The sequence below is a fragment of the Zavarzinella sp. genome, from assembly GCA_041399155.1.
Classification (GTDB): Bacteria; Planctomycetota; Planctomycetia; order Gemmatales; family Gemmataceae; genus JAWKTI01.
In genome coordinates, this window is the sequence record JAWKTI010000007.1 from 79,649 (window position 1) to 99,934 (window position 20,286).

General features: G+C 51.4%; 12 protein-coding genes and 1 tRNA gene. 6 read left to right on the top strand and 7 right to left on the bottom strand.

The annotated features are described in order from the left end of the window. Positions 1–26 precede the first annotated feature (26 nt). A complete protein-coding gene (locus R3B84_23715) occupies positions 27–3,410 on the top strand; it encodes a UvrD-helicase domain-containing protein (GenBank protein MEZ6143584.1) in 3,384 nt (1,127 codons plus the stop codon). 121 nt (positions 3,411–3,531) lie between these two features. Here R3B84_23715 and R3B84_23720 read toward each other — a convergent pair whose 3' ends face one another. The 4 genes from R3B84_23720 to R3B84_23735 are packed head-to-tail and all read right to left on the bottom strand — an operon-like array spanning position 3,532 to position 7,788. After that, entirely contained in the window at positions 3,532–4,806 is a 1,275-nt protein-coding gene (locus tag R3B84_23720) for a metal ABC transporter permease (protein MEZ6143585.1), read from the bottom strand. Continuing rightward, positions 4,803–6,059 carry an iron chelate uptake ABC transporter family permease subunit gene (locus R3B84_23725; GenBank protein MEZ6143586.1) on the bottom strand — a complete coding sequence of 419 codons (1,257 nt, stop codon included), beginning with the start codon at positions 6,057–6,059 and terminating at the stop codon, positions 4,803–4,805. Before R3B84_23725 ends, R3B84_23720 begins: the two co-directional genes overlap by 4 nt. Further along, the gene (locus R3B84_23730) at positions 6,056–6,826 is read right to left on the bottom strand and encodes a metal ABC transporter ATP-binding protein (protein ID MEZ6143587.1); all 771 of its coding nucleotides are present in this window, start codon (positions 6,824–6,826) and stop codon (positions 6,056–6,058) included. Before R3B84_23730 ends, R3B84_23725 begins: the two co-directional genes overlap by 4 nt. Then, positions 6,823–7,788 carry a zinc ABC transporter substrate-binding protein gene (locus R3B84_23735; GenBank protein ID MEZ6143588.1) on the bottom strand — a complete coding sequence of 322 codons (966 nt, stop codon included), beginning with the start codon at positions 7,786–7,788 and terminating at the stop codon, positions 6,823–6,825. The genes R3B84_23730 and R3B84_23735 overlap by 4 nt, the downstream gene beginning before the upstream one ends. 303 nt (positions 7,789–8,091) lie before the next feature. Here R3B84_23735 and R3B84_23740 point away from each other — a divergent pair, with 303 nt between their 5' ends. Further along, positions 8,092–8,559 (top strand): VOC family protein, encoded by a 468-nt coding sequence (locus R3B84_23740; GenBank protein ID MEZ6143589.1) that lies wholly within the window; start codon positions 8,092–8,094, stop codon positions 8,557–8,559. A gap of 132 nt (positions 8,560–8,691) precedes the next feature. Here R3B84_23740 and R3B84_23745 read toward each other — a convergent pair whose 3' ends face one another. Further along, entirely contained in the window at positions 8,692–9,771 is a 1,080-nt protein-coding gene (locus R3B84_23745; GenBank protein MEZ6143590.1) for a polysaccharide biosynthesis protein, read from the bottom strand. Between the two features lie 728 nt (positions 9,772–10,499). On the opposite strand from R3B84_23745, the gene R3B84_23750 reads away from it, so the two are divergent. From R3B84_23750 to polX, 3 genes are all read left to right on the top strand, one after another. Next, positions 10,500–11,336, top strand: a complete 837-nt coding sequence (locus tag R3B84_23750; GenBank protein MEZ6143591.1) for a ParB/RepB/Spo0J family partition protein — start codon at positions 10,500–10,502, stop codon at positions 11,334–11,336. A gap of 92 nt (positions 11,337–11,428) precedes the next feature. After that, a tRNA-Pro gene (locus R3B84_23755) sits at positions 11,429–11,503 on the top strand. 108 nt (positions 11,504–11,611) lie between these two features. Then, the gene (polX, locus tag R3B84_23760) at positions 11,612–13,354 is read left to right on the top strand and encodes a DNA polymerase/3'-5' exonuclease PolX (GenBank protein MEZ6143592.1); all 1,743 of its coding nucleotides are present in this window, start codon (positions 11,612–11,614) and stop codon (positions 13,352–13,354) included. Between the two features lie 305 nt (positions 13,355–13,659). On the opposite strand, the gene R3B84_23765 is transcribed toward polX, so the two are convergent. Together R3B84_23765 and R3B84_23770 are read right to left on the bottom strand one after the other, a co-directional pair. After that, entirely contained in the window at positions 13,660–15,633 is a 1,974-nt protein-coding gene (locus R3B84_23765) for a tetratricopeptide repeat protein (GenBank protein MEZ6143593.1), read from the bottom strand. Positions 15,634–15,829: 196 nt separating this feature from the next. Further along, entirely contained in the window at positions 15,830–16,330 is a 501-nt protein-coding gene (locus R3B84_23770) for a hypothetical protein (protein MEZ6143594.1), read from the bottom strand. Positions 16,331–16,510: 180 nt separating this feature from the next. On the opposite strand from R3B84_23770, the gene R3B84_23775 reads away from it, so the two are divergent. Beyond that, positions 16,511–20,215 (top strand): protein kinase, encoded by a 3,705-nt coding sequence (locus R3B84_23775; protein ID MEZ6143595.1) that lies wholly within the window; start codon positions 16,511–16,513, stop codon positions 20,213–20,215. Positions 20,216–20,286 lie beyond the last annotated feature (71 nt).

Genomic DNA, 20,286 nt, shown 5'->3' on the forward strand with positions numbered 1-20,286 from the left:
GCACCTCGTTTGAATGCCCGCAGCACATGTCGCGAAAATTTACGCCTGAACAACAGCAAGCAATTGACTATTCTGACACCGCACTGATCCTTTCAGCAGGTGCAGGGTGCGGCAAAACCACCGTTCTCACCGAAAGATATTTGCGTTACCTGCAGCAACCGGGAGTGCAGGTGGAAAATATTGCTGCCATCACTTTCACCGACAAGGCAGCCACGGAAATGCGGCAACGCATTCGAAGTGCGATCCGGAATCGATTGCGAACCGTTACCGATCCGGATGATGCCAGTTATTGGAAAGCCCACCTGCGGGCGATGGAATCGCCCAAGATCTTCACCATTCATGGCTTTTGCACCGAATTATTAAAAACTTATCAGGAATACACTGAACTGCAGCCGGGGTTTACGGTGCTGACCGAAATTGTCTCCCACAATATTCGCAAGTCTGCCGTGGAAGACACGCTGTTAAATCTGCTGGAAACCGATGCCACGTTCGAAAAAGATCTTTCTAAAATTGTGGTCATTTTTGGCTGGAATACCGTTGTGTCTGCCGTACAGGGCCTGGTGAAAAAGCCGAATCTAGCCAACTGGCTGGAAGCCTCTAAGGAAGACAACGCAGCGAATGCCCAGCACTGGTTGCAGATCGCCCGCACCAATTTTCCGAGGGACTGGCTGCTGCATGTTAGCCGCACCCAGTGGGAAATTCAAAACTTCTGGCGATACGCACCCACGATTGCAAAATTATGGCCCAGTTTCAAAACACAATATGAAGAAGCGGCCACCCTTTGGAAAACGATGATCAAGGAAGGGTTCAGTGCCCGTGCCATTGATCGATTACATACTCTGACGCTTGCCCCAAAAGGCAAAGATTATCAATTTTCCAACGATCTGAAGAAACGAGTCACCAGCCTTCTGGCTGAATTTCGCAAAGCAAAAAGTGACCTGCTCAATCAGATCATTCCCGACAATACGGAAGAATTAACGGAAGCGGCAGCCATTGGCCAGCACTTCATTCGCGTGGCGCTGGAATCACTGAAAACCTTTCAGACAAGGAAGTTAGAGCAAAATGCAGTAGATTTTGACGATATGCTGGTGATGGCAGTAGATCTGTTGAAGGACAAATCGCAAGTTCAACAGGAATTGCACAATAAATATCAGTTCATCATGCTCGATGAGGCACAGGATACCGATCCGAAACAGTTTGAACTGATCAAGTTGTTGTGCAATGGGACATTTAACACCCTCAAGTTGTTTGTGGTGGGAGATGTGAAGCAGTCGATCTACCGCTTCCGTGGTGCAAATGTGGACCTGTTTCAGGCATTAAAAACGGGGATTTCTGAATCGGGTCATTTACAACTAACGACTAATTTTCGCTCCCACCCGGGCATCCTGCGGTTTGTGAATTCCATTTTTCAGGATCGTCTGCCAGATTACGAACCTCTGCAGGCTGGGCGGTCAATTGAAGATAATCAGCCGGTGGTGGAGTTTCTCTGGACCACACCGAATCCGGGAGACAAAATTTTTGCAGATGGGAAACAGCGTGCTCAGGCAAAGCACATTGCCTTTCGACTGACGCAAATTCTGGATACGGATGATTTTCTGATTTTCGACCGCACCACTGGTAAGAAAAGGCGGGTGCAGGCAGCAGATGTGACGATTTTGTTTCGTGCCACTACCCACATCCAGAAATATGAAGAAGCTCTGCGAGATGTGGGGCTTGATTACTATCTGCTTGGCGGGCGATCATTTTTTGCCCAGCAGGAAATTTATGATCTGCTCAATACACTCCGCACCATTAATCAGCCGGAAGATCAATTGTCGTTGATTGGAATGTTACGTTCGCCGATGGCATGCATTAATGATGATTCGCTGGTGATACTGGCTCGCCAAAACCCAAAGCATGATGGAAATATCTGGCTGGCGATGCATGATGCAGATTGCCTGGCACCACTGGAACCGGACCAGCGTGCGGCGATCGAACGAATTCGGCAGTGCATTACCCACTGGCGGGAAATGAAAGACCATCTGCGAATTACTGAATTGATTCAGCAGGTTCTGCGCGATACCGGCTTTGATGCTTCGTTGCAATTTGAACCACTGGCCGATCGGAAGCAGGCCAATCTGTGGAAATTAATTGAGATCGGGCGCGAATTTGACCGCACCGAAGATTTTGATCTCGGCGACTTTATTGAACGTCTGGCCGATCTGGTGCGGGAGATGGCGAAAGAGGAAGAGGCAGCCAGCTCGCCGGAAAATGCGAACGTCATCACCATGATGACCATTCATAAATCGAAGGGCTTGGAATTCCCTGTGGTGGTGTTGGCAGACATCAATCAGCCCACCACCAGGCAGCAGCGTGAGCAGATTTATTGGCAGGAAAAACTGAAAACTATTGTCAAACCACCTTTGGAAGGCTCCGAAGAAATCCCATTGTTCAGTGAATATCCCAGCCGTCTGGGGTTTTCGCTTGATGTGATGCTGGATGCAGAAGAAGCCGACCGTGTCTTTTACGTGGCCTGTACGCGGGCTGAATCGTACCTGATTCTGTCTGGGTTTCTGGATGAAGAGCCGGAGCGACTGGAATATGGGATCACGCTGAATACGAAGATCGAGGCTTGGTGCATGCTGCTGGGCAAACATTATCACCTGGATAGTGGCTTGCCAATAAACCCCGCTGTGGGTGTCGTCGTGCGAACACACATGCGACGGATTGCAGAAATTCCAGACGTGGAGTATCGCCCCACGGTGACGGTGGATTACCCCGTCTACCCACGCCCACACCGACTGGATAAAGAATTGGATTCTCCCACAGCACAGTGGGGGTGGGCAATTTCGAACAGTTGGCTGGAACGCCGAATTTTAGATCCCACAACGCTGCAAAAATTAGCCAATCAAGGACTTGGAACTTCCCATCGGCAGCAACTCAGCCTGTTGTTACCTTTCCCACGGTGGCAGGAAATTGCCCCACTGATTCAGCAGATCGACTGGTTGCAACGCGATAACAAACCATTGGAAATGGAATGGCTTCCTGAACTCGAACAACTTCGAACGTGTGTCTGGTATTGCGAATGGCAGCAAGCAACCTGGCATGAAATGAATTTTCCATTTCTGGTGCCGTGGCCAGACGAACCGGAGCTGCCATCGATTTTTGCCAGTATCGATTACCTGTGGCGAGATCCCCAGGGTGGCTACCATGCTGCCGCACTGAATTGTGGGGAAAGCAGGGCACCTGCAGCATTTGCCATCTGGAAACTGGGTGTGGAAAAGATTCTTGGCGAACCGCTGAAAAGTGTACGTATCTGGGATTTGCCCACCTCCACCGTGCGTGACCTGCCCACCACATTGTGGGAATGGTCGATCGCACAACCCCTGTATCGGAAAGCACTTAGCTCCGAAGTGGTGCTGTTTGAATGAGGTCATCAGGTCGTTTGTCCGATACTGGTTTTAGACGGTTGTGCCAACAACCGTTTGAAGGGAAATCGCAGCCAACACCGTCAGCTCACAAAACAGTATTATCAAAACGGATCGCCTTGCATCATTCCGGCTTATCGGGAATCGGCTTGCCGTGGGGGTCGAGTTTAGGATGGGCCAGTTCCGAAGCAATCTGTTGATGAAGATCGGGCGAAATAAAATGCTCCATCCGGTCTGCGGGATCATGCAGATGATCGCTCGGTAAATCCAGATGAGTGCTGAGAAATGTCTCCCACAACCGGTGGGTGCGAACCAGTTGGCTCGCCTTTTCCCGACCAGCAGGGGTCAGTTGAAATTGCCCAGCCTGGTAATTCAGCAGGCCGCGATACCAGCCATAGTTACGTGCCAGACGGCGCCACCAGGCGGGTGCGGGAATTTTTCGAGTGGATCTGTTGTTTTCTTCCTTACGATAGAGTTCCCCCAATACATCCTCCAACGTAATGGTCAGCATTAACCAGTTCCGACGTAACCACTTACTGATCAAACCATGTTGAGGTGCGATAAACACAGTCAGTGCAAAAATAGCCCCACTGGTACTGGCCATCATCCCGGCGACGCTGGTGTTCCAGTACACCGCACCGATGTAACCGAGAATGGTTGAGAGTACGCTGATGAGAACAGCCACCATCATCATGCTTTTCAACCGATCGCATAACAGATGGGCTGTTGCTGGTGGCACAATGAGCATCGCAACTACCAGGATCGAGCCCACAGCTTCAAAACTGGCCACGGTGGCACTGGCAACCATTGCCATCAACAGGTAGTGAACTCGGGACGACCGAAAGCCCATCGCATCGGCAAGAGCAGAATCAAAAGCCACCAGTTTCAATTCTTTCCAGAAGAGCACCACAAATAAGATGGTGACCAGCAACAAGGGTGCTAGTGACAGGCAGGATCGTGGGACATCCCAGCCCCAGATTTCAACAGTGTCTAATGCGGTAAATTCAATCAGCCCATAGAGAACACAGCCGGGATCCAGATCGACCTGGGAAGCGTAACGGGAAATCAAAATCACACCCAATGCAAAGAGTGATGTGAATACCACCCCCATGCTGGCATCTTCCGAAACGGCTGTCCATCGATTAATTGCCTGGGTGAAATATGCAGTGAGAATACCCAGAATGCCCGCACCCATTGCCATTGCCCAGCCGGACAGTGTGCCGGTTAGCAGAAAAGCGACCACCAGCCCAGGTAAAATGGCATGGCTGATTGCATCACCCAGCAGACTCATTTTTCGTAACAGCAGGTAACAACCCAGCATCGCACAGGGAACGCTGCACAGGATTCCCACCACCACCGTCCAGATATCAAGCTCGTGCAACTGCAGCCAGTTCATCATGTCTGTTGTGGGGGCTGCGACAACTGTCTGGTTGAAGATGAGCTGGGATTCAGTTCCGATTCCCTTTCACACAATTCCAGCACTTCTTTGGGAATGACTGCTTCAATTCCGTCCGGATGATAAGGGTCAATTTGTGATGCCCACTCGGGGTAGTGCAATAACAATCCCTGCCAGCGTTGGTGCTGCACCAGCCAATAGTCGGCTTGTGCGAGTCCTTCGCTGGTGAATAGATATTCTTCATGTGTGGCAAATTGCAGGTGCTGGCGGTCAATTCCCAGTTGCAGCAGTTGCCGAAAACGGGTCGAAGACCAGCGTGACTGGGGTTGGTTAACGAGTATCGGTTGTGGCCGATTGCGAAGCCATAACAGAAAATCTACGTAATCGACATGCAGGTGATTCGCCCGCCGAACTCGCCAGTTGGCCAATATCCCCTGTTGTGGGGCAAACAATGCAGTCAACAGAAACAGCAAAGTGCCCACCAAAGTAATGGTGGGGCCTGTCGGTAATTGCGATATCGTGGCACTCAGCATGGTACCCGTACTGCCCATTACCATACCAATGAACGCAGACAAAATGGCCACGTTTGCTAATCGATTCGTCCAGAAACGTGCTATCACACCTGGGATGATCAGCAGCGAAGCAATCATGACCACCCCCACAGCGGGCAGGCCGACAACGACAATCAGGGCGATTAAACCTGTCAGCAGGAGATCCAGGAAACGCACTGGCCAACCCTGGGTAAAACCAAAATTGCGATCAAAACTGATCAGTTGAAATTCTTTGAAAAGCAGAATCAGTGCCAGTAAGGCAATTGCGGTGATTGCCATAATGCTGTAAAGATCGATGGCCGCCATCCCAGCCGTTTTGCCATAGATGTAGGAATCGAGACCAGCTTTACTTCCCGAAACCGTGGGGCTGTTCTGAATTGCTCGACTCAGCACAATACCCACGCCGAAGAGCACACTCAGGACAATACCTATCGCTGCATCTTCTTGAATTCGAGTGTGCTGCTTGATGGCATTGATCAGCCAGACACCAAGAATTCCGGCAACAAATGCCCCAGCCAGCATGCCAAATAATTGCCGTTCACCCACCACCAGAAAGCCAATGCACAACCCCGGCAGTGCAGCGTGGGCCAGAGCATCACCCACCAATGCCCGCCGACGTAATACTGCAAAACTGCCAACCGTGCCTGCGGTGGCACCCAACAGGGATACGCCCAGCAAAACGATGGCTGTGTTGTAGCGGATCATTGGCCTAATTTTCCACTGGCGACCGCATCTGCAGCATGGTCTAAAATTTCCAGTCGGCTGCCATAAGTTGCCTTGAGATTTGCAGGTGTAAATACTTCCGCAGTGGGGCCACTGGCAATCCGGCGCAGATTCAACAATACAACTTCATCAAAATATTCTGGCACGGTGCGAAGATCGTGGTGTACCACGATAACTGTTTTTTGTTGTTGGTGCAGTTGTTTCAGAATTGCGAAAATGGTTCGTTCGGTGGCTGCATCCACACCAGCCATCGGCTCATCCATGAAATAGATATCTGCCTGCTGGGCCAATGCGCGTGCCAGAAATGTTCGCTGTTGTTGTCCACCGGATAGCTGGCCGATCTGACGGTGGGCAAAATCAGTCAGCCCCACCTGTTCCAGACAATGAATTGCCAGCTCTCGCTGAGTGCGACCGGGGCGACGAAACCAGCCCAGTTGGCCGTACGTGCCCATCAGCACCACATCCAGAACTGAAACGGGGAAATTCCAATCGACGCTTTCCCGTTGTGGGACGTAACCAATCCGCTGCCGGACCTGTGCTACCGGTTTTCCAAAAATAGCGACCTGGCCAGTCGAAGGGGGAATTAAACCAAGAATTGTTTTCAGGAGGGTGCTTTTGCCGGCACCGTTCGGCCCAATGATTCCCACCAATGCGGGTTGGTGCAGGGTCCAGTCGATATCCCAAAGAACTGGTTTACGCTGGTAAGCAACGGTCAAATCGTGCACATCAACAATCAGTTCCGCACTCATGGCTTTCGAAGTGCCTTGTCGATCGTTTCCATATTATGGCGAATCATCCCGATGTAGGTGCCTTCAGGAGTACCTTCTTTCCCCATCGCATCAGAATAGAGTGTACCTCCATTATTAATCGGATGGTTCACCGCCCGGCAACCTTCGATGAGGGCATTCAGATTTTTATCAGAAACGCTCGATTCCACAAACACTGCGGAAATATTCCGCGATTTCAGAAAATCGATCAGTTCGTTGATTTCACGCACTCCTGCTTCACTTTCGGTGCTGATGCCCTGAATGCCACGCACTTCTACCTGATAGGCTCGGCCAAAATATCGAAAAGCATCGTGGGCTGTGACCAGCGCCCGTTGTGGTGCGGGAATACTGGCGAACCGCTCTCGAACTTCTGCATCAAGTGCCAGTAGTTCCTTCCGAAAATTTTCCGAATTCTGGCGATATTCCGCAGCGTGTTTTGGATCGTACTGCACCAGAATCTTTTCTACCACTGTAGCCACATCAGCCCACAAAGCCACATCAAACCACAGGTGGGGATCGTAGCCGCCATTTTCATCTTTCAGAATTCGCTCTTCTGCTAGGTATTCCCCAACAGCAAAAACAGCTTTCTTTTTGGCGAGGCGTTCAAAAATGTCGCCCATTTTCCCTTCCAGGTGCAAGCCATTGTAAAGGATAATTTGAGCCCGCGACAAGACCTGAATATCCCCTGGTGATGCTTTAAACTGGTGGGGATCGATCCCATCGCTCATCAGTTGGGTCACCTGCACGTGGGGCCCACCAATATTGCGGGCAAGATCTGCGACCATACCTGTGGTGGCCACCATCTGAATCGGGTAGTCACCGATATGACGAAACTGCACTTCGGGGTCTCGCTGCGAGGGTTTGCCAGCGCCGGTATTGACTTCGTTGCTGTCGCACCCAATGAAAAAAAACAGACCAATGATGGCAAGCAGACGACGGACCACGGAACGCACTCCTGAAAATGAACTATTGTTAGTTTAACCAAAAATGCAATTTAGACAACGCGAAATAGTGCCGGTGCAATCTGCTTGAGTAGTGGCTGTGGGGTGTTTTTGGCTGAAACAAATGAAAAGTGTTACTTATTTTATCGGCACTGGGCCGGTCAAAATTCAGATAAAAGCTGCATTGTTCTGCCATTCGACGGATGTGAAAGTTTGAAAAATTGTTTGCTACTGACATCGTACTGTGGGGAAAGCCTGCTAAAATTTTGCCAGTGTTTCCAACAAAATCAGTAAAAGGTTGAAACAATGGGGACGGCAATTCCAGAAGGTTATACCACCTTAACCATCTACCTCACCATTCGAGGTGCGGCACAGGCGATCGAATTTTATCAAAAGGCATTTGGGGCCAAAGAGCTTTTTCGGCTGACCGGACCCGATGGCAGCATCGCTCACGCTGAATTGGAGTTTGGCAATTCCAAGCTGATGCTGGCAGAAGAGAACCCGGAGTGGGGCAATCAAAGCCCCACCACCCTGAACGGAACCAGTGGCGGGGTGGCAATGTATGTGGAAAATTGCGACGAAGTTTTTAACCAGGCAGTAGCTGCTGGTGCCTCAGTTGTGATGCCCGTTGTCGATATGTTCTATGGTGATCGCACGGGAACGGTATTGGACCCGTTCGGGCACAAATGGACAATCGCCACCAACATCAAAATTATGACACCTGCGGAAATGCAGACAGCCATGGATGAGTGGATGAAATCGATGGCTTCGTGATCTTGCTCACAAATGTTTCTGAGCGGAAGGTAATAGCCTTTACTTCGAGATTTTGCCTTAATAGCCCGCAGCGTAAGCAAGGGAATTGCTTTCGTGGGACTGAGGATAAAAGTTGCGGGTTCCGCTTTCAACCTACGCTGCACGGCGATAAGAAACTGGTTGATCGATGGGGCTTTGCAACATGAACTCGAGCCCATTCACAATCCGGTCGCAGCCACGCCCATCTACCAGGTTGCGGGCACAGCGGGCCATTCCAACCCGTTCCAGTTCATCGTCCAATAGATAGTTAACGGCATCCCGAAGGTTGTTTTCACTGACCACCCGCAGGTCACCCAGATAGGTGGCGGCACCTTCATCGTGCAGTTTCTGTGCGTTGGCAATGTGGCGATCCACCTGGGTCATCACCAGTTGAGGCACACCCACACAGGTGAATTCCAGCGACAGCCCACAACCACCAGTCACCGCGAAGTGGGCACGTGGAAGGCGGGTTCCCAGTTCCGATGGTTCGGTCAGCACTTCCAGACGAGTGGAGTGCTTGCTGGCTAACGCCTTCAACTCTCCCAGTTGATGGTGGTGACTGCGCACCATCGTGGTGACTTTCTGAATGCGGGACATATTCAGCAGTTCCAGCGTCCGTGGCAGACTATGCCCACCCTGGTCATCATCGCCCAGTGCGACGATCGCACGGTATTCCGTGTTCATTGGTTCGTGGGTTCGCACTGCCCGTTGGCGACGGAAAACAGGCCGCACCATCGCATACTTTCGGCCCAGCAGCAACTGGGTGCCACTTTCACAACGATAGTTTTTTGAGGTTAAACCCATCAGTGGATTGATCACCAGACGGTTGGGAAAACAGACCTCAGCTTCCGAATCGATCACCACCACGGTGGCACCTGTGGCAGCCAGTTCCCGCAGATATTCTTCCTGCACACCAGGTGCGTTCACAATGACTGCGGAAGCACCCAGCCGACGCACTTCCCGGATTGTTTCATCACAATCTTCTGCGGTGCCGATTGCTGCACCTGCGGTGAGGTAATCACTTCCCCCACGCACCGTCTGGGAGATCAGTGGGAATGGTTCAATCTGTCCCATGAAGTATGTGGGGCGACGACGACGCTGCAACATCGCTGCGTAAGTCAGGCTTTGATAAAACGGTTCCCAGCCAGCAGCGGCAGAGGCATCAGTTCGAACCAGAATGGGTGCACGATCCATGTACGTAATCTTCCTGTCTGGAACAAGTCAATAGCTGGCCACCACAGCGACGGTGCCGCGGTGAAACGCCAGGTGGGGGGTAGCGTACAAGGAGGGTCAGATGAAAGTTGACTCGCAGAAGATACCCTGCACTCAGATCAGGTGGGTTCCGGTCCGCCTGGCCTGGTTGCAAGTGAATCCATTCACCTGTGTCTCTTCTCCTCGTCCCAGATTCGCATCCTGCGGTCTGGGGTGTTACCGGTTCCAATCGATAACGTTGGGAATGGTACAACAGGGCTGGCAGGTTTGTGAAGGGGAATATTTGCGATTTTTTTGCCACTTTTTTGCAAAAATTCGCCTTGATCATTTTGGGTGCTTTGCAGTATTGGGCGTCTGGTAAGCCAGAGAAAGATGTTCCACGTGGAACATTGCCTAACTTACCAAACACCCTTATCAGGTGGGGCAGAAAAAAATTTGGCGACAATCGCCAAACCGGGCCTGATGTCCCTGAGATACCGGTGCGGAGTGTTCCACGTGGAACACGTACACAATCGGTGTTTTCCGCACAACCGGAACATGGGCAGTTTGGCGAGCTTTGGAACACCAACAGGCCGGTTATTCCGTCCGTGCGGGTGACAACGCGTTCCGCGTGGAACACCCAACGTGGGATAAATGGCTACCGACATTGCACCCCAATGGTGAGGCACGGCATAATCGCGGATGGTAACGTATAGAAGGACGAACAAACCATGAGTGAGTTTCATTTAGCAGCAGATCACAGCGATACCCGCCACGAAAACCTGGCGTTGACAACGATTCATGTGAATCCGAATCAGCCACGGAAGCACTTCGATGATGAAGAGATTCTGCAGTTGATGGACAGCATCAAGCAGCACGGTATTCTGCAGCCACTGCTCGTGCGGCCCCAATCGGAAGGCTACCAGTTGATTGCGGGGGAACGACGCTACCGTGCGGCCCAACTGGCCGGACTGGAAGCAGTCCCGGTGACGGTGGTGAACTTCGACGACCGACAGGTTTTTGAAGCAGCCCTGGTGGAAAATATCCAGCGTGCCGACCTCAACCCGATTGAAAAGGGGCAGGGGTTCAAAGAGTATATGGACAAGTATGGTGCCTCACAGGATGAACTGGCTACCCGCCTGGGGGTGGATCGCAGCACCGTCAGTAACCTGGTGAACCTGCTGAATCTGCCCGCCGAAATCCAGAATGCAGTGCGGTTAGGTCAGATCACCCTCGGTCATGCCAAGGCGATCAAGGGGGTGGCAACCGAACAACGTCAGCTCGAATTGTGCCGCGAAGTGATTATGAAAGGGCTTTCCGTGAAGGCACTGGATATGATCATCCGGCAGGAAAAAGCGGCGGCAGAGGCCCAACAGGCAGCCGAGTTGATGAAAGAAATCCAGCCCAACGCCAAAACGGCCCACGTGCTGAGCCTGGAACTGGAACTGCAGCAACGCCTTTCCACCCGCGTCGAAATCCGTGTGCGGGACAATGAAAAAGGCAAAGTGGTGATTTCTTTCGACAACAACGAACAGTTCGAACGGATCATGGAAGCTCTGAGACAATAACCCACTGTGCGAAGAACTGAAAAAAAATGTTTTGCGGACTGAACCTTGCCCCTTGTAACCACGTCCGTGAAAATATAAGATTCTCAATCCAACGGGGTGTAGCGCAGCATGGTTAGCGCGCCTGCCTTGGGAGCAGGAGGCCGGCAGTTCGAATCTGCCCACCCCGATCACATTCTTTTTTTGCCCAGATAATCCTATACCAACTCTGTTTGGGGTGCCGATCCCGCCACCTGATTGGCGGGGCACTTTCCACGTTTCTAGACAGGTTCCTGGTGATGTTCAGTAAAGAAGATGTGGCTACTGCTCTTGAAGAAATTGGCACCCTGCTCGAACTGAAGGGGGAAAGTTCCTTCCGCACCAATGCGTACCACAATGGTGCCCGCGCCATCCGCCAGTTTGAAGGTGACTTTAAAGGTCTGGTGGAAACGGGCAAACTTTCTGAAATTCGTGGGATTGGCTCCTCGCTGCAGGAAAAAGTGCTGACCCTGGCACGCACCGGCGAGCTGGCCTATTTGAACGATCTGAGGAATGAAATCCCCACGGCACTGATTCAGATGTTGCGGATCCCGAAACTGGGCCCAAAAAAGATTAAGGTGCTGCACGATGAACTTGGCATCGAAACGCTGCAAGCTCTACAGGAAGCCTGCGAAGATGGGCGTGTGGCGAAGCTGAAAGGATTTGGAGCAAAGACTGCGGACAACATTCTGCAGGGCCTTGCCTTTCTCGATCAGGTGGGGAAACGGGTGCGGATCGATCAGGCACTCCCACTGGGACTGGCACTGCTGGAACAACTTCGCAAGCTGCCTGGTGTGCAACGTTCGGAATTGTGCGGCAGTCTGCGACGTCGACGGGAGACCGCAAAAGATATCGACATCCTGATCAGCAGTGATGATGCGGCACCCATTATGGAAGCGTTCACCCAGCTTCCCGAAGTGATGCAGGTAGTGGCCCATGGGGAAACCAAGTCGAGCATTGTGGCCAGCATGCAGATCGATGGTGAGAAAATTATCCTGAATGCTGACCTGCGCGTGGTGCCCGATGCGGCATTTCCGTTTGCACTGCACTACTTCACTGGCAGTAAAGAACACAATGTCCGGGTAAGACAACGTGCGATTGATCAGGGGTTGAGCCTGAACGAGTATGGCCTGACAGGCAAAAAGAACGTGGCCTGTGAAACGGAAGAAGATATTTTTCGGGCTTTAGGACTGGATTACATCCCACCTGAACTGCGGGAAGACACGGGCGAAATCACGGCTGCTGAAAGCCATCACCTGCCCCAACTGGTCGAACTGGCTGACCTGCGTGGGGTATTCCATAACCATTCGACATACAGCGATGGGAATGCCACGCTGGAGCAGATGGCTCTGGCAGCCAAAGAGCGTGGCTGGGAATACTTTGGCATTGCCGACCACAGCCAATCATTGAAGGTAGCACGGGGGCTTTCGCCTGAACAGGTTCGACAGCAGTGGCAGGAAATCGATGCGTTGAACAAGAAGCTACAGGGTATTCGTATCATCAAAGGAATTGAAAGTGACATTCTGGATGATGGCAGCCTGGACTACGATGATGAACTGTTGCAGGGTTTCGAATATGTGGTGGCCAGCGTCCACACCAATTTCGGCATGTCGATGGAAGAGATGACGAAGCGAATCTGCACAGCCTTACGACACCCCGCTACCACAATGCTGGGCCATGCCACCGGGCGATTGTTGTTGCGACGAGAAGGCTACAAGGTGGATCTGGATGAAGTGCTGAAGGTGGCCGCAGAACATGGCAAAATGATTGAAATCAACGCCCACCCAGTGCGGCTGGATCTCGATTGGACTTACGTGAAAAAAGCAAAATCAATGGGTATTCCACTGGTAATCTGCCCCGATGCCCACAGCACACAGGAACTGGATGTGGCCCAGTTTGGCATCCACGTTGCCCGCCGTGGCTGGCTGGAAAAGCAGCACGTATTCAACACATTGACTCTGCAGGAGATGCTGGCAGAACTGCACCGCCGAAAAGTGTCCTAGCCCGAAACGCAATTTTGTGGGAGCGGCACCCTGCCGCTGAATTACAGACAGCACCAGCTGGAATCAGGTGGATTCCCCATGGAACATCGCACGGAACTTCATTGAATTGAGCTGGTTAGACAATAAGCCGAAACAGCCCCGATCATAATTACTCGACAGGCTTTCTAATAATGGATTCCGCATTCGTCGGGATGACTTAGGTACGAAGTGCCGTGTAAGTCTCTGAAGGCAAAAGACCATTCCAGGTTGCGTTGAACAGTCTGAAGGTCCGTTTTGTGCTGTCCTACTTTATCGAAGCAGTGAACTCAGTCAGCTCTGTATGGTTTCTTTGCTCGGTACAGTTCTAATCTCTTTTCCATCGATTTGCGATCATCACCAGTACATGTTTTATCCTCCAAGGCGGTTCGCTGTGTTACGACGGCCAGTTCAAAATCAGCAATCTCGGCGTAGGCTGCAGCGAGAGCAGCATGAACCTCCCAGTTTGCATCTTTGGACAAAACCTCCAGTGCCTTCTTCGTTAGTTCGACTGCTTTTTTGCCATCTCGGTACTTTGCCTCAGGGCAACTCGCTAGGAACAGACCGTATTCGTAGGGGGGATATTCTTTGTCCTTCAGGGCAAGCGCCGCCTCGAATGCTTTCACTGCATCGGCGTATTTCTTCTGGACAGCGAACACTAAGCCGCGGTTGCCGGTCGCAAAAGCATTCTTCGGGTTAATTTTCAAAGCGGAATCAAAGTCAGCAATTGCCTTGTCGTAATCCTTCATACGATAGCGACACCAGCCACGGCTGGCAAAAGCTTCAGCGTCGTTGGAGTTGAGTCTGATCACTTCGGTAAAGTCTTTGACTGCTTTGTCATACTCCTGCTTCGCATCCCACACTAAGCCGCGAGTAAAGTAGGCGAACTCGTAGTTTGAGTCGAGTTGGATCGCTTTGTCGCAATCTGCGATAGCCTTATCGTACTCCCTCATGTTAGCAAACGCACTTGCACGGTTGTTGAGTGCAAAGACGTCCTGGGGGTTGATCCGGATGGCTTCGGACGTGTCGGCAACAGCTTTTTCATACTCCTGCTTACCATTCCAAGCGACCCCACGGAAGGAATAGGCCTGGGCATTCTTCGGATCAAGCCGAATAGCCTCGTTACAGTCCGCAATACCTTTATCGAATTCCCCTTTATCATTCCAGGCCCCACCACGTAAGGTATAAGCAGCGATATTCTTTGGATCTAGCCGGATTGCCTCTGTACAGTCCTCAATGGCCTTATCGTATTCACCCTTACTGCTCCGGGCATTCCCGCGGATCATATAGGCTAAGCTAATCTTGGAATCGACACGGATGGCCTCCGTGCAGTCTGCAATAGCCTTGTCGAACTCTCCTTTGTAGAGCCACATACTACCGCGGTTGATTAAGGCGGTTGCCATCTTGGGGTCAAGCCGGATGGCTTCAGTATAATTCTCAATTGCCTTTTCAAACTCACTCTTGTTTCCCCACGCGATGCCACGGTTGTAAAAGGCCTGGGCGTTCTTCGGGTCAAGGCTAACAACTTCCGTATAGTCGACAATTTCCTTGTCAAATTCCCCTATCCTAGAATACGCAAAGCCCCGGGTCATTAGAGCCCTTGTATTCTTGGGGTTCTGCCGGAGAACCTCGGTATAATCCTCAATCGCCTTATCGAATTGCCCTTGATTCAGGTAGGCGTTTGCCCGCATCTGCCATGCGAACTCGTCCTTCTTATTAGCCTTGATGCGGTCGGTAAAATAGTTCACAGCGTCGCGAAGAAGCAAGAAATCGTCTTTTTTAGCCCACCCATCCTTGTATTCACCGAAGAATCGTAACCAACCGTCACGATCTTCCCGCACAAGTATAGGGAATTGGCCGTCAAACTTGAAGTAGACCTCCTGACCACCAACAATATCGCCGAAGGTAATCTCCGAAGCTGGCTTTTTGCTAAAAACGACTTGTTTGAACCACTCACCCTTGGTATTGTCTGGATCAGAATCTTTTGCTTTAACTTTTGGTATCGGCGTACCATCATTTACGAGGGTCGCATCGGACTTGAAGATGAATCCACCAGCGAGTTCCAAGTAGGTGCCGTCGTCTGCCTTCACTTTGTAAGCTGTGCCAGGCTTCAGTATTGCTCCATCCTGTGCCAACCCACCTCCTAGTTTACGGCCGAGTCGGATTTCTTTTTTCACCGTGATTGTTTTCGCCGTGTAATCATCAGCGAAAATCGGCGCTGCGACAATAAGCGTGACTGTCATCAGTAGTAAGCAGCGTATCATCAATGTAGCTCCTTAAAAAGGTTCTGGGATTTGCGAAAATGGTTGCTGTTCCAAACGATATCTGAAGATGTTACCCAAATCGTGATTCGATTACAAGTTAAGCATTTCCAGGTGCTTCAATTTGCGTCTTGAGGACAATCTCGGGTAAATTGTATGTCAAGAACTTACCGACGTTCATCACGCTGAAAGGTGTTCTTCATCCGCTCGATGATTTTCTGGTCATTCTCAAGCCCACTTTTAATAGTACCGAAGCGAGTACCAGTATCCCCACACCAAGCAGCACCCTCTGCCATGGATACGCTGGCTTCGGGTGGGTGGGTAATGCTTCAAGTTCAGAATCGGAACTGGATTTTTCTGCCACCGGAACTGGATTCTCATTTGTAGGTGCGGTCACGACTTCGGATGGAGCAGAATAAGTAGTTTTGGCAGAATGGCCAAAGTGCTTTACCAGAATCTCCCAGTTGCCTGTTTCCGGCAGTTTTCCTGTCCACACTCCGCGTTCGTTCGTTTTTGCCTCAAACTGGTTTTTTTCATTTTTTGCGAAGAAAATTAAAGCGCCTTCGGCGGGTGTATCGTCTTCATAATATGCTTCCACCTGAACCTGGTTGCCCCGGGTGGTCACGCTCAGTAACATTCTGTGGGCAAGTGCGTCCGAATTCCAGATGACAAAAAGGAAAAATAATAGAATATTCTTCATAATTAATTCGCTTCAGCAACCAGAAAACAGGGAAGCGTGCGTTTCAGCCACCAGTTGAAACAATGGTAATTACCCACAAGTTTTGCATCAACAGCTATTCTATTATGGGTGGTGCAACACCAATAGCCTACCCACGGAAAGGATTTCCTGGGGTTGAACCAATCGGAACTTGATATTTTGATGAACGATCAGAACGACGATGTACGGAAAGACCTGCCCAACCCCGAGGCAGAAAAAAAGGGTGCAGATTCTTCGTTTTCAGGTTTGAACGACCAGCTGACCACCGACCTGACACTTTCACTGAAACCGCAGAAAGCCGGCGAAGATTCTGCAGACAATCAGTTGGCGAACTCCGCTTCTGATACCAGCCTGGAAGCATCCACAGAGCTTTCCAGCGATCAGATACCTGTTGGGGAGGGGAACAATCTTAGCCACACAATCGATTTTGTTCACTCCGACCAGCGGCCAAAGTCGGAGCAGAGTGAACTGACATTTGCCCAACTGAGCGAAAGCAGCGACCACTGGACCAGACGATTTCAACGTTCCGCGGCCAGCCCGTTACCCACTGCAGGGCTGGAAGGATATGAAATTCTTTCCGAACTTGGTCGCGGTGGGATGGGAATTGTCTATCTGGCACGCCAGCCAAAATTAAATCGGCTGGTCGCCTTGAAGATGATTCTTTCGGGTGAGCATGCCAGCAACACAGAGCACAGCCGATTTTTGCGGGAAGCACAGGCCATTGCTTCGCTGCACCACCCCAACATTGTGCAGGTTTTTGAAGTAGGTGAAGCCCAGGGCCGACCTTACCTGGTGCTGGAATATGTTGCTGGCGGTAGTCTGGCATCTCGACTGGATGGTCAGCCGTGGCCTTCGCGTGCTGCCGCAGAACTGATTCAGACCATCGCACGTGCGATGCATTACGCCCACCAGCGGGGAATTATCCACCGCGATTTGAAGCCAGCCAACGTGTTACTTGGGGCCGATTCTGGTTCCTATTCTGGAGACACGGGCGAATCGCTGAACCTGGACCACACCGCACCGATTATTGCTGGATTGCCTTTTCCGGATCAGGTGGTGCCAAAAATTACCGATTTCGGTTTGGCAAAACGTTACGAAGAAGTGGACGAAGACGGTACTGTGGTGGGGCAAACCCGCACCGGTGCGGTGGTGGGCACGCCCAGTTACATTGCACCGGAACAGGCGGCTGGCAAAAATCGTGGTATTGGGCCGGGTGTCGATATTTACGCATTGGGTGCGGTGCTGTACGAATTGCTGACCGGCAGACCACCATTCCGCGGGGAAACTCCGCTGGATACCGTGTTACAGGTGATGGCCGATGACCCGGTCCCACCTTCCAAATTGCGGTCCAAATTGCCGCGCGATCTGGAAACAATCTGCCTGAAGTGCCTGCAAAAATCCCCCGCCAAAAGGTATGCCACCGCTGAAGAACTGGCCGATGATCTTCAACGATTCATCCTGGGTGAGCCCGTTTCTGCCCGACCGATCAGTGTGCGGGAACGTGCCATTAAGTGGGTCAAGCGCCATACCGCAGCCACCGTATTGATTGCCACCAGTGTTGTCACTTTTCTGGTGCTGTTGATTGTCAGCATCTATTTCAATTTCCGCTTGCAGAATGCGGCGGACCAGATTTCTTTGGAAGCCGATCAGGCACGTCAGGCACAGGCTCAATTACGGCTCGAAAAAAGCCGTGCAGAAGAGAAGCAGAAAGAGGCAGAAAATCTGCGTGCAATTGCGGTTGCCGAAAGCATTGAAGCCAACAAACAGCGGGAGCTTGTTGAAAAGGAAAAACAGAATACCGAGCGTGAACGCTATGCACTGCAACTCTTTAAGGCGGCAGCACTGGCAGAACGCAATCCACAGCGTGCATTACGATTGCTTGAAGACCGCACCCGCTGTCCAGATTCTCTACGCGATTTTGCGTGGGAATTTTTGCGAAGTCGCTGCCAGGTAACTCAGGATACTATTGGCAAACACGATCAGCCAATTACCCAGGTGGCATATTCCCCTTCGGGTGAACTGATCGCTTCTGCCAGTTGGGATAATGTGGTCCGAATCTGGGATGTTAAACGGCATCAGGCGATTTTCGAACTTCGTGGCCACCGTGGCATTGTAATGGGCGTGCAATTTATTAACGAACAAGTGATGGTTACCGCCAGCAATGATAATTCGATTCGCTTGTGGAAATTACCCCAACGTGGTAACCAACTGAAGATTGTCAGTCCTTCACAAATTGTCAGCGACCACCGTGATTCGATCAAATCACTGGTGATCAGCCCGGATCGCAAACAACTGGCGAGTGGAGATGCCCAGGGAACCATTCGACTGTGGGATGTTGTTGCACCCAATATGCGACGAAATCCAAACTGGCAATTAGTTGCGAATGGGGTGTTGCAGGGCCACCGTGGCACGGTCTGGTCGCTGGCCTGGTCAATCAAAGGTTTGTTTTCTGGCGGGGAAGACCGCTCTGTTCGTAGTTGGGATTTGATATCGTTGCGTTCTGAAGAACTTTTCCGGATGGAATTTGGTATTATTTCGCTGGCAGCATCTCCTGATGGCGAACTGCTGGCAGCAGCAGATAAACATGCCGACGACCCCAGCATCCAGTTGTGGCGGCTATCTGCCCAACGCACTGAAACCAAATTACGTGGGCATACGGGGACGATTTACGGCGTGAGTTTTTCCGATGACAGCGCCCGCCTAGCCAGTGTCAGTGCGGATGGCACAACGAGGTTGTGGGATGTAGCCAACAAACAGGAACGTGCGATTTTTGAACCCGATCGCAGGCGACCCGGGAACGAAGATGAAGAACGATTTATCCGAAGTGTCAGTTTTTGTCCCGACGGCATTAACGTGGCAACGGGGGGAATCGATGGTGTCATTCGAGTATGGGGGTATATTGCCCAGCGAGATTCCCGACTGGAACTGGAAGTACCAGGCCCATTCCGAGCTGCAGAAATCAGCCAGGATGGGTCTACGATGGCTGTCATTGATAAAGCAGGGCGGGTGCATGTGTGGGTCTGGAATCGGGCAGATGATTTTGTTTCCACCACACCCACGTTCAGCCTGCGGAACTTTGCGGGTGAGTCCCAACGCCTGGCACTGAATGCTGATGGCACCAAAGTGGCAGTTTATTCCCAGGGGGAATCGGTGCGTGTTTGGGACACCCGCAGTCTGGTCAAAAAAGAACCCAGTTCCGTTTTGATCCCACGGTGCGAGGCGATTGCCATGGCCTTTCATGGAGATCAGTTTGTCGTGATCCAGCCGAACCACACGATTCGTTGCTACAATCAGAATAATCTGAAAATTCGCTACGAAGCCACCACCAACGTGGGCAAGCCTTCTGTGCTGGCCTTTTCCACTGATGGCACCAAAATGGTGACTGCGGGCACACTGGCACTGCAAATCTGGGATGCCCAGACTGGAAAAGAATTATACAGTTCTCCCACTGCTCACTTCAGCCCGATTGTGAAACTGGCAGTGGTACCGGGCAGCACCACGAAACAATGGACGATTGCTTCCGGCGACGAACGCGGGATTGTCCGCCTGTGGGACATTCAGCCCAGTGGGATTCAACCGAAAGGTTCGTTACTGGATCAGGAACTGAAAGTCACCGAACGATTCACGCTGAACGGAATTGGCGAAACCGTGCACACGATGTTCTTTACCAGCGAAGGGAAATCGCTGATCACTGCTGGCAACGACCGCCTCATCCGAGTGTGGGATCCGGAGATCGGTCAGGAACGTGCATCGCTTGCGGGGCATACCAACGCCATCTATGCAGCCACCATCCAACAATGGGAAAGCCAGCGACTGATCAGCCTGGATCAAACCGGTATGATCCGTATCTGGCAGACAGCCCGATAATTTGTTGCTTCATCTTTTCATCACATTGCAGAACCCATCCCATTGAAGATTACCGGTTAGCGAAAATATTC

Coding starts and splice junctions, on each gene's coding strand:
- R3B84_23745 (MEZ6143590.1), bottom strand. CDS start 9,771: ATGGATCGTGCACCCATTCTGGTTCGAACTGATGCCTCTGCCGCTGCT.
- polX (MEZ6143592.1), top strand. CDS start 11,612: ATGTTCAGTAAAGAAGATGTGGCTACTGCTCTTGAAGAAATTGGCACC.
- R3B84_23725 (MEZ6143586.1), bottom strand. CDS start 6,059: ATGATCCGCTACAACACAGCCATCGTTTTGCTGGGCGTATCCCTGTTG.
- R3B84_23730 (MEZ6143587.1), bottom strand. CDS start 6,826: ATGAGTGCGGAACTGATTGTTGATGTGCACGATTTGACCGTTGCTTAC.
- R3B84_23775 (MEZ6143595.1), top strand. CDS start 16,511: ATGAACGATCAGAACGACGATGTACGGAAAGACCTGCCCAACCCCGAG.
- R3B84_23715 (MEZ6143584.1), top strand. CDS start 27: ATGTCGCGAAAATTTACGCCTGAACAACAGCAAGCAATTGACTATTCT.
- R3B84_23750 (MEZ6143591.1), top strand. CDS start 10,500: ATGAGTGAGTTTCATTTAGCAGCAGATCACAGCGATACCCGCCACGAA.
- R3B84_23765 (MEZ6143593.1), bottom strand. CDS start 15,633: ATGATACGCTGCTTACTACTGATGACAGTCACGCTTATTGTCGCAGCG.
- R3B84_23720 (MEZ6143585.1), bottom strand. CDS start 4,806: ATGATGAACTGGCTGCAGTTGCACGAGCTTGATATCTGGACGGTGGTG.
- R3B84_23740 (MEZ6143589.1), top strand. CDS start 8,092: ATGGGGACGGCAATTCCAGAAGGTTATACCACCTTAACCATCTACCTC.
- R3B84_23770 (MEZ6143594.1), bottom strand. CDS start 16,330: ATGAAGAATATTCTATTATTTTTCCTTTTTGTCATCTGGAATTCGGAC.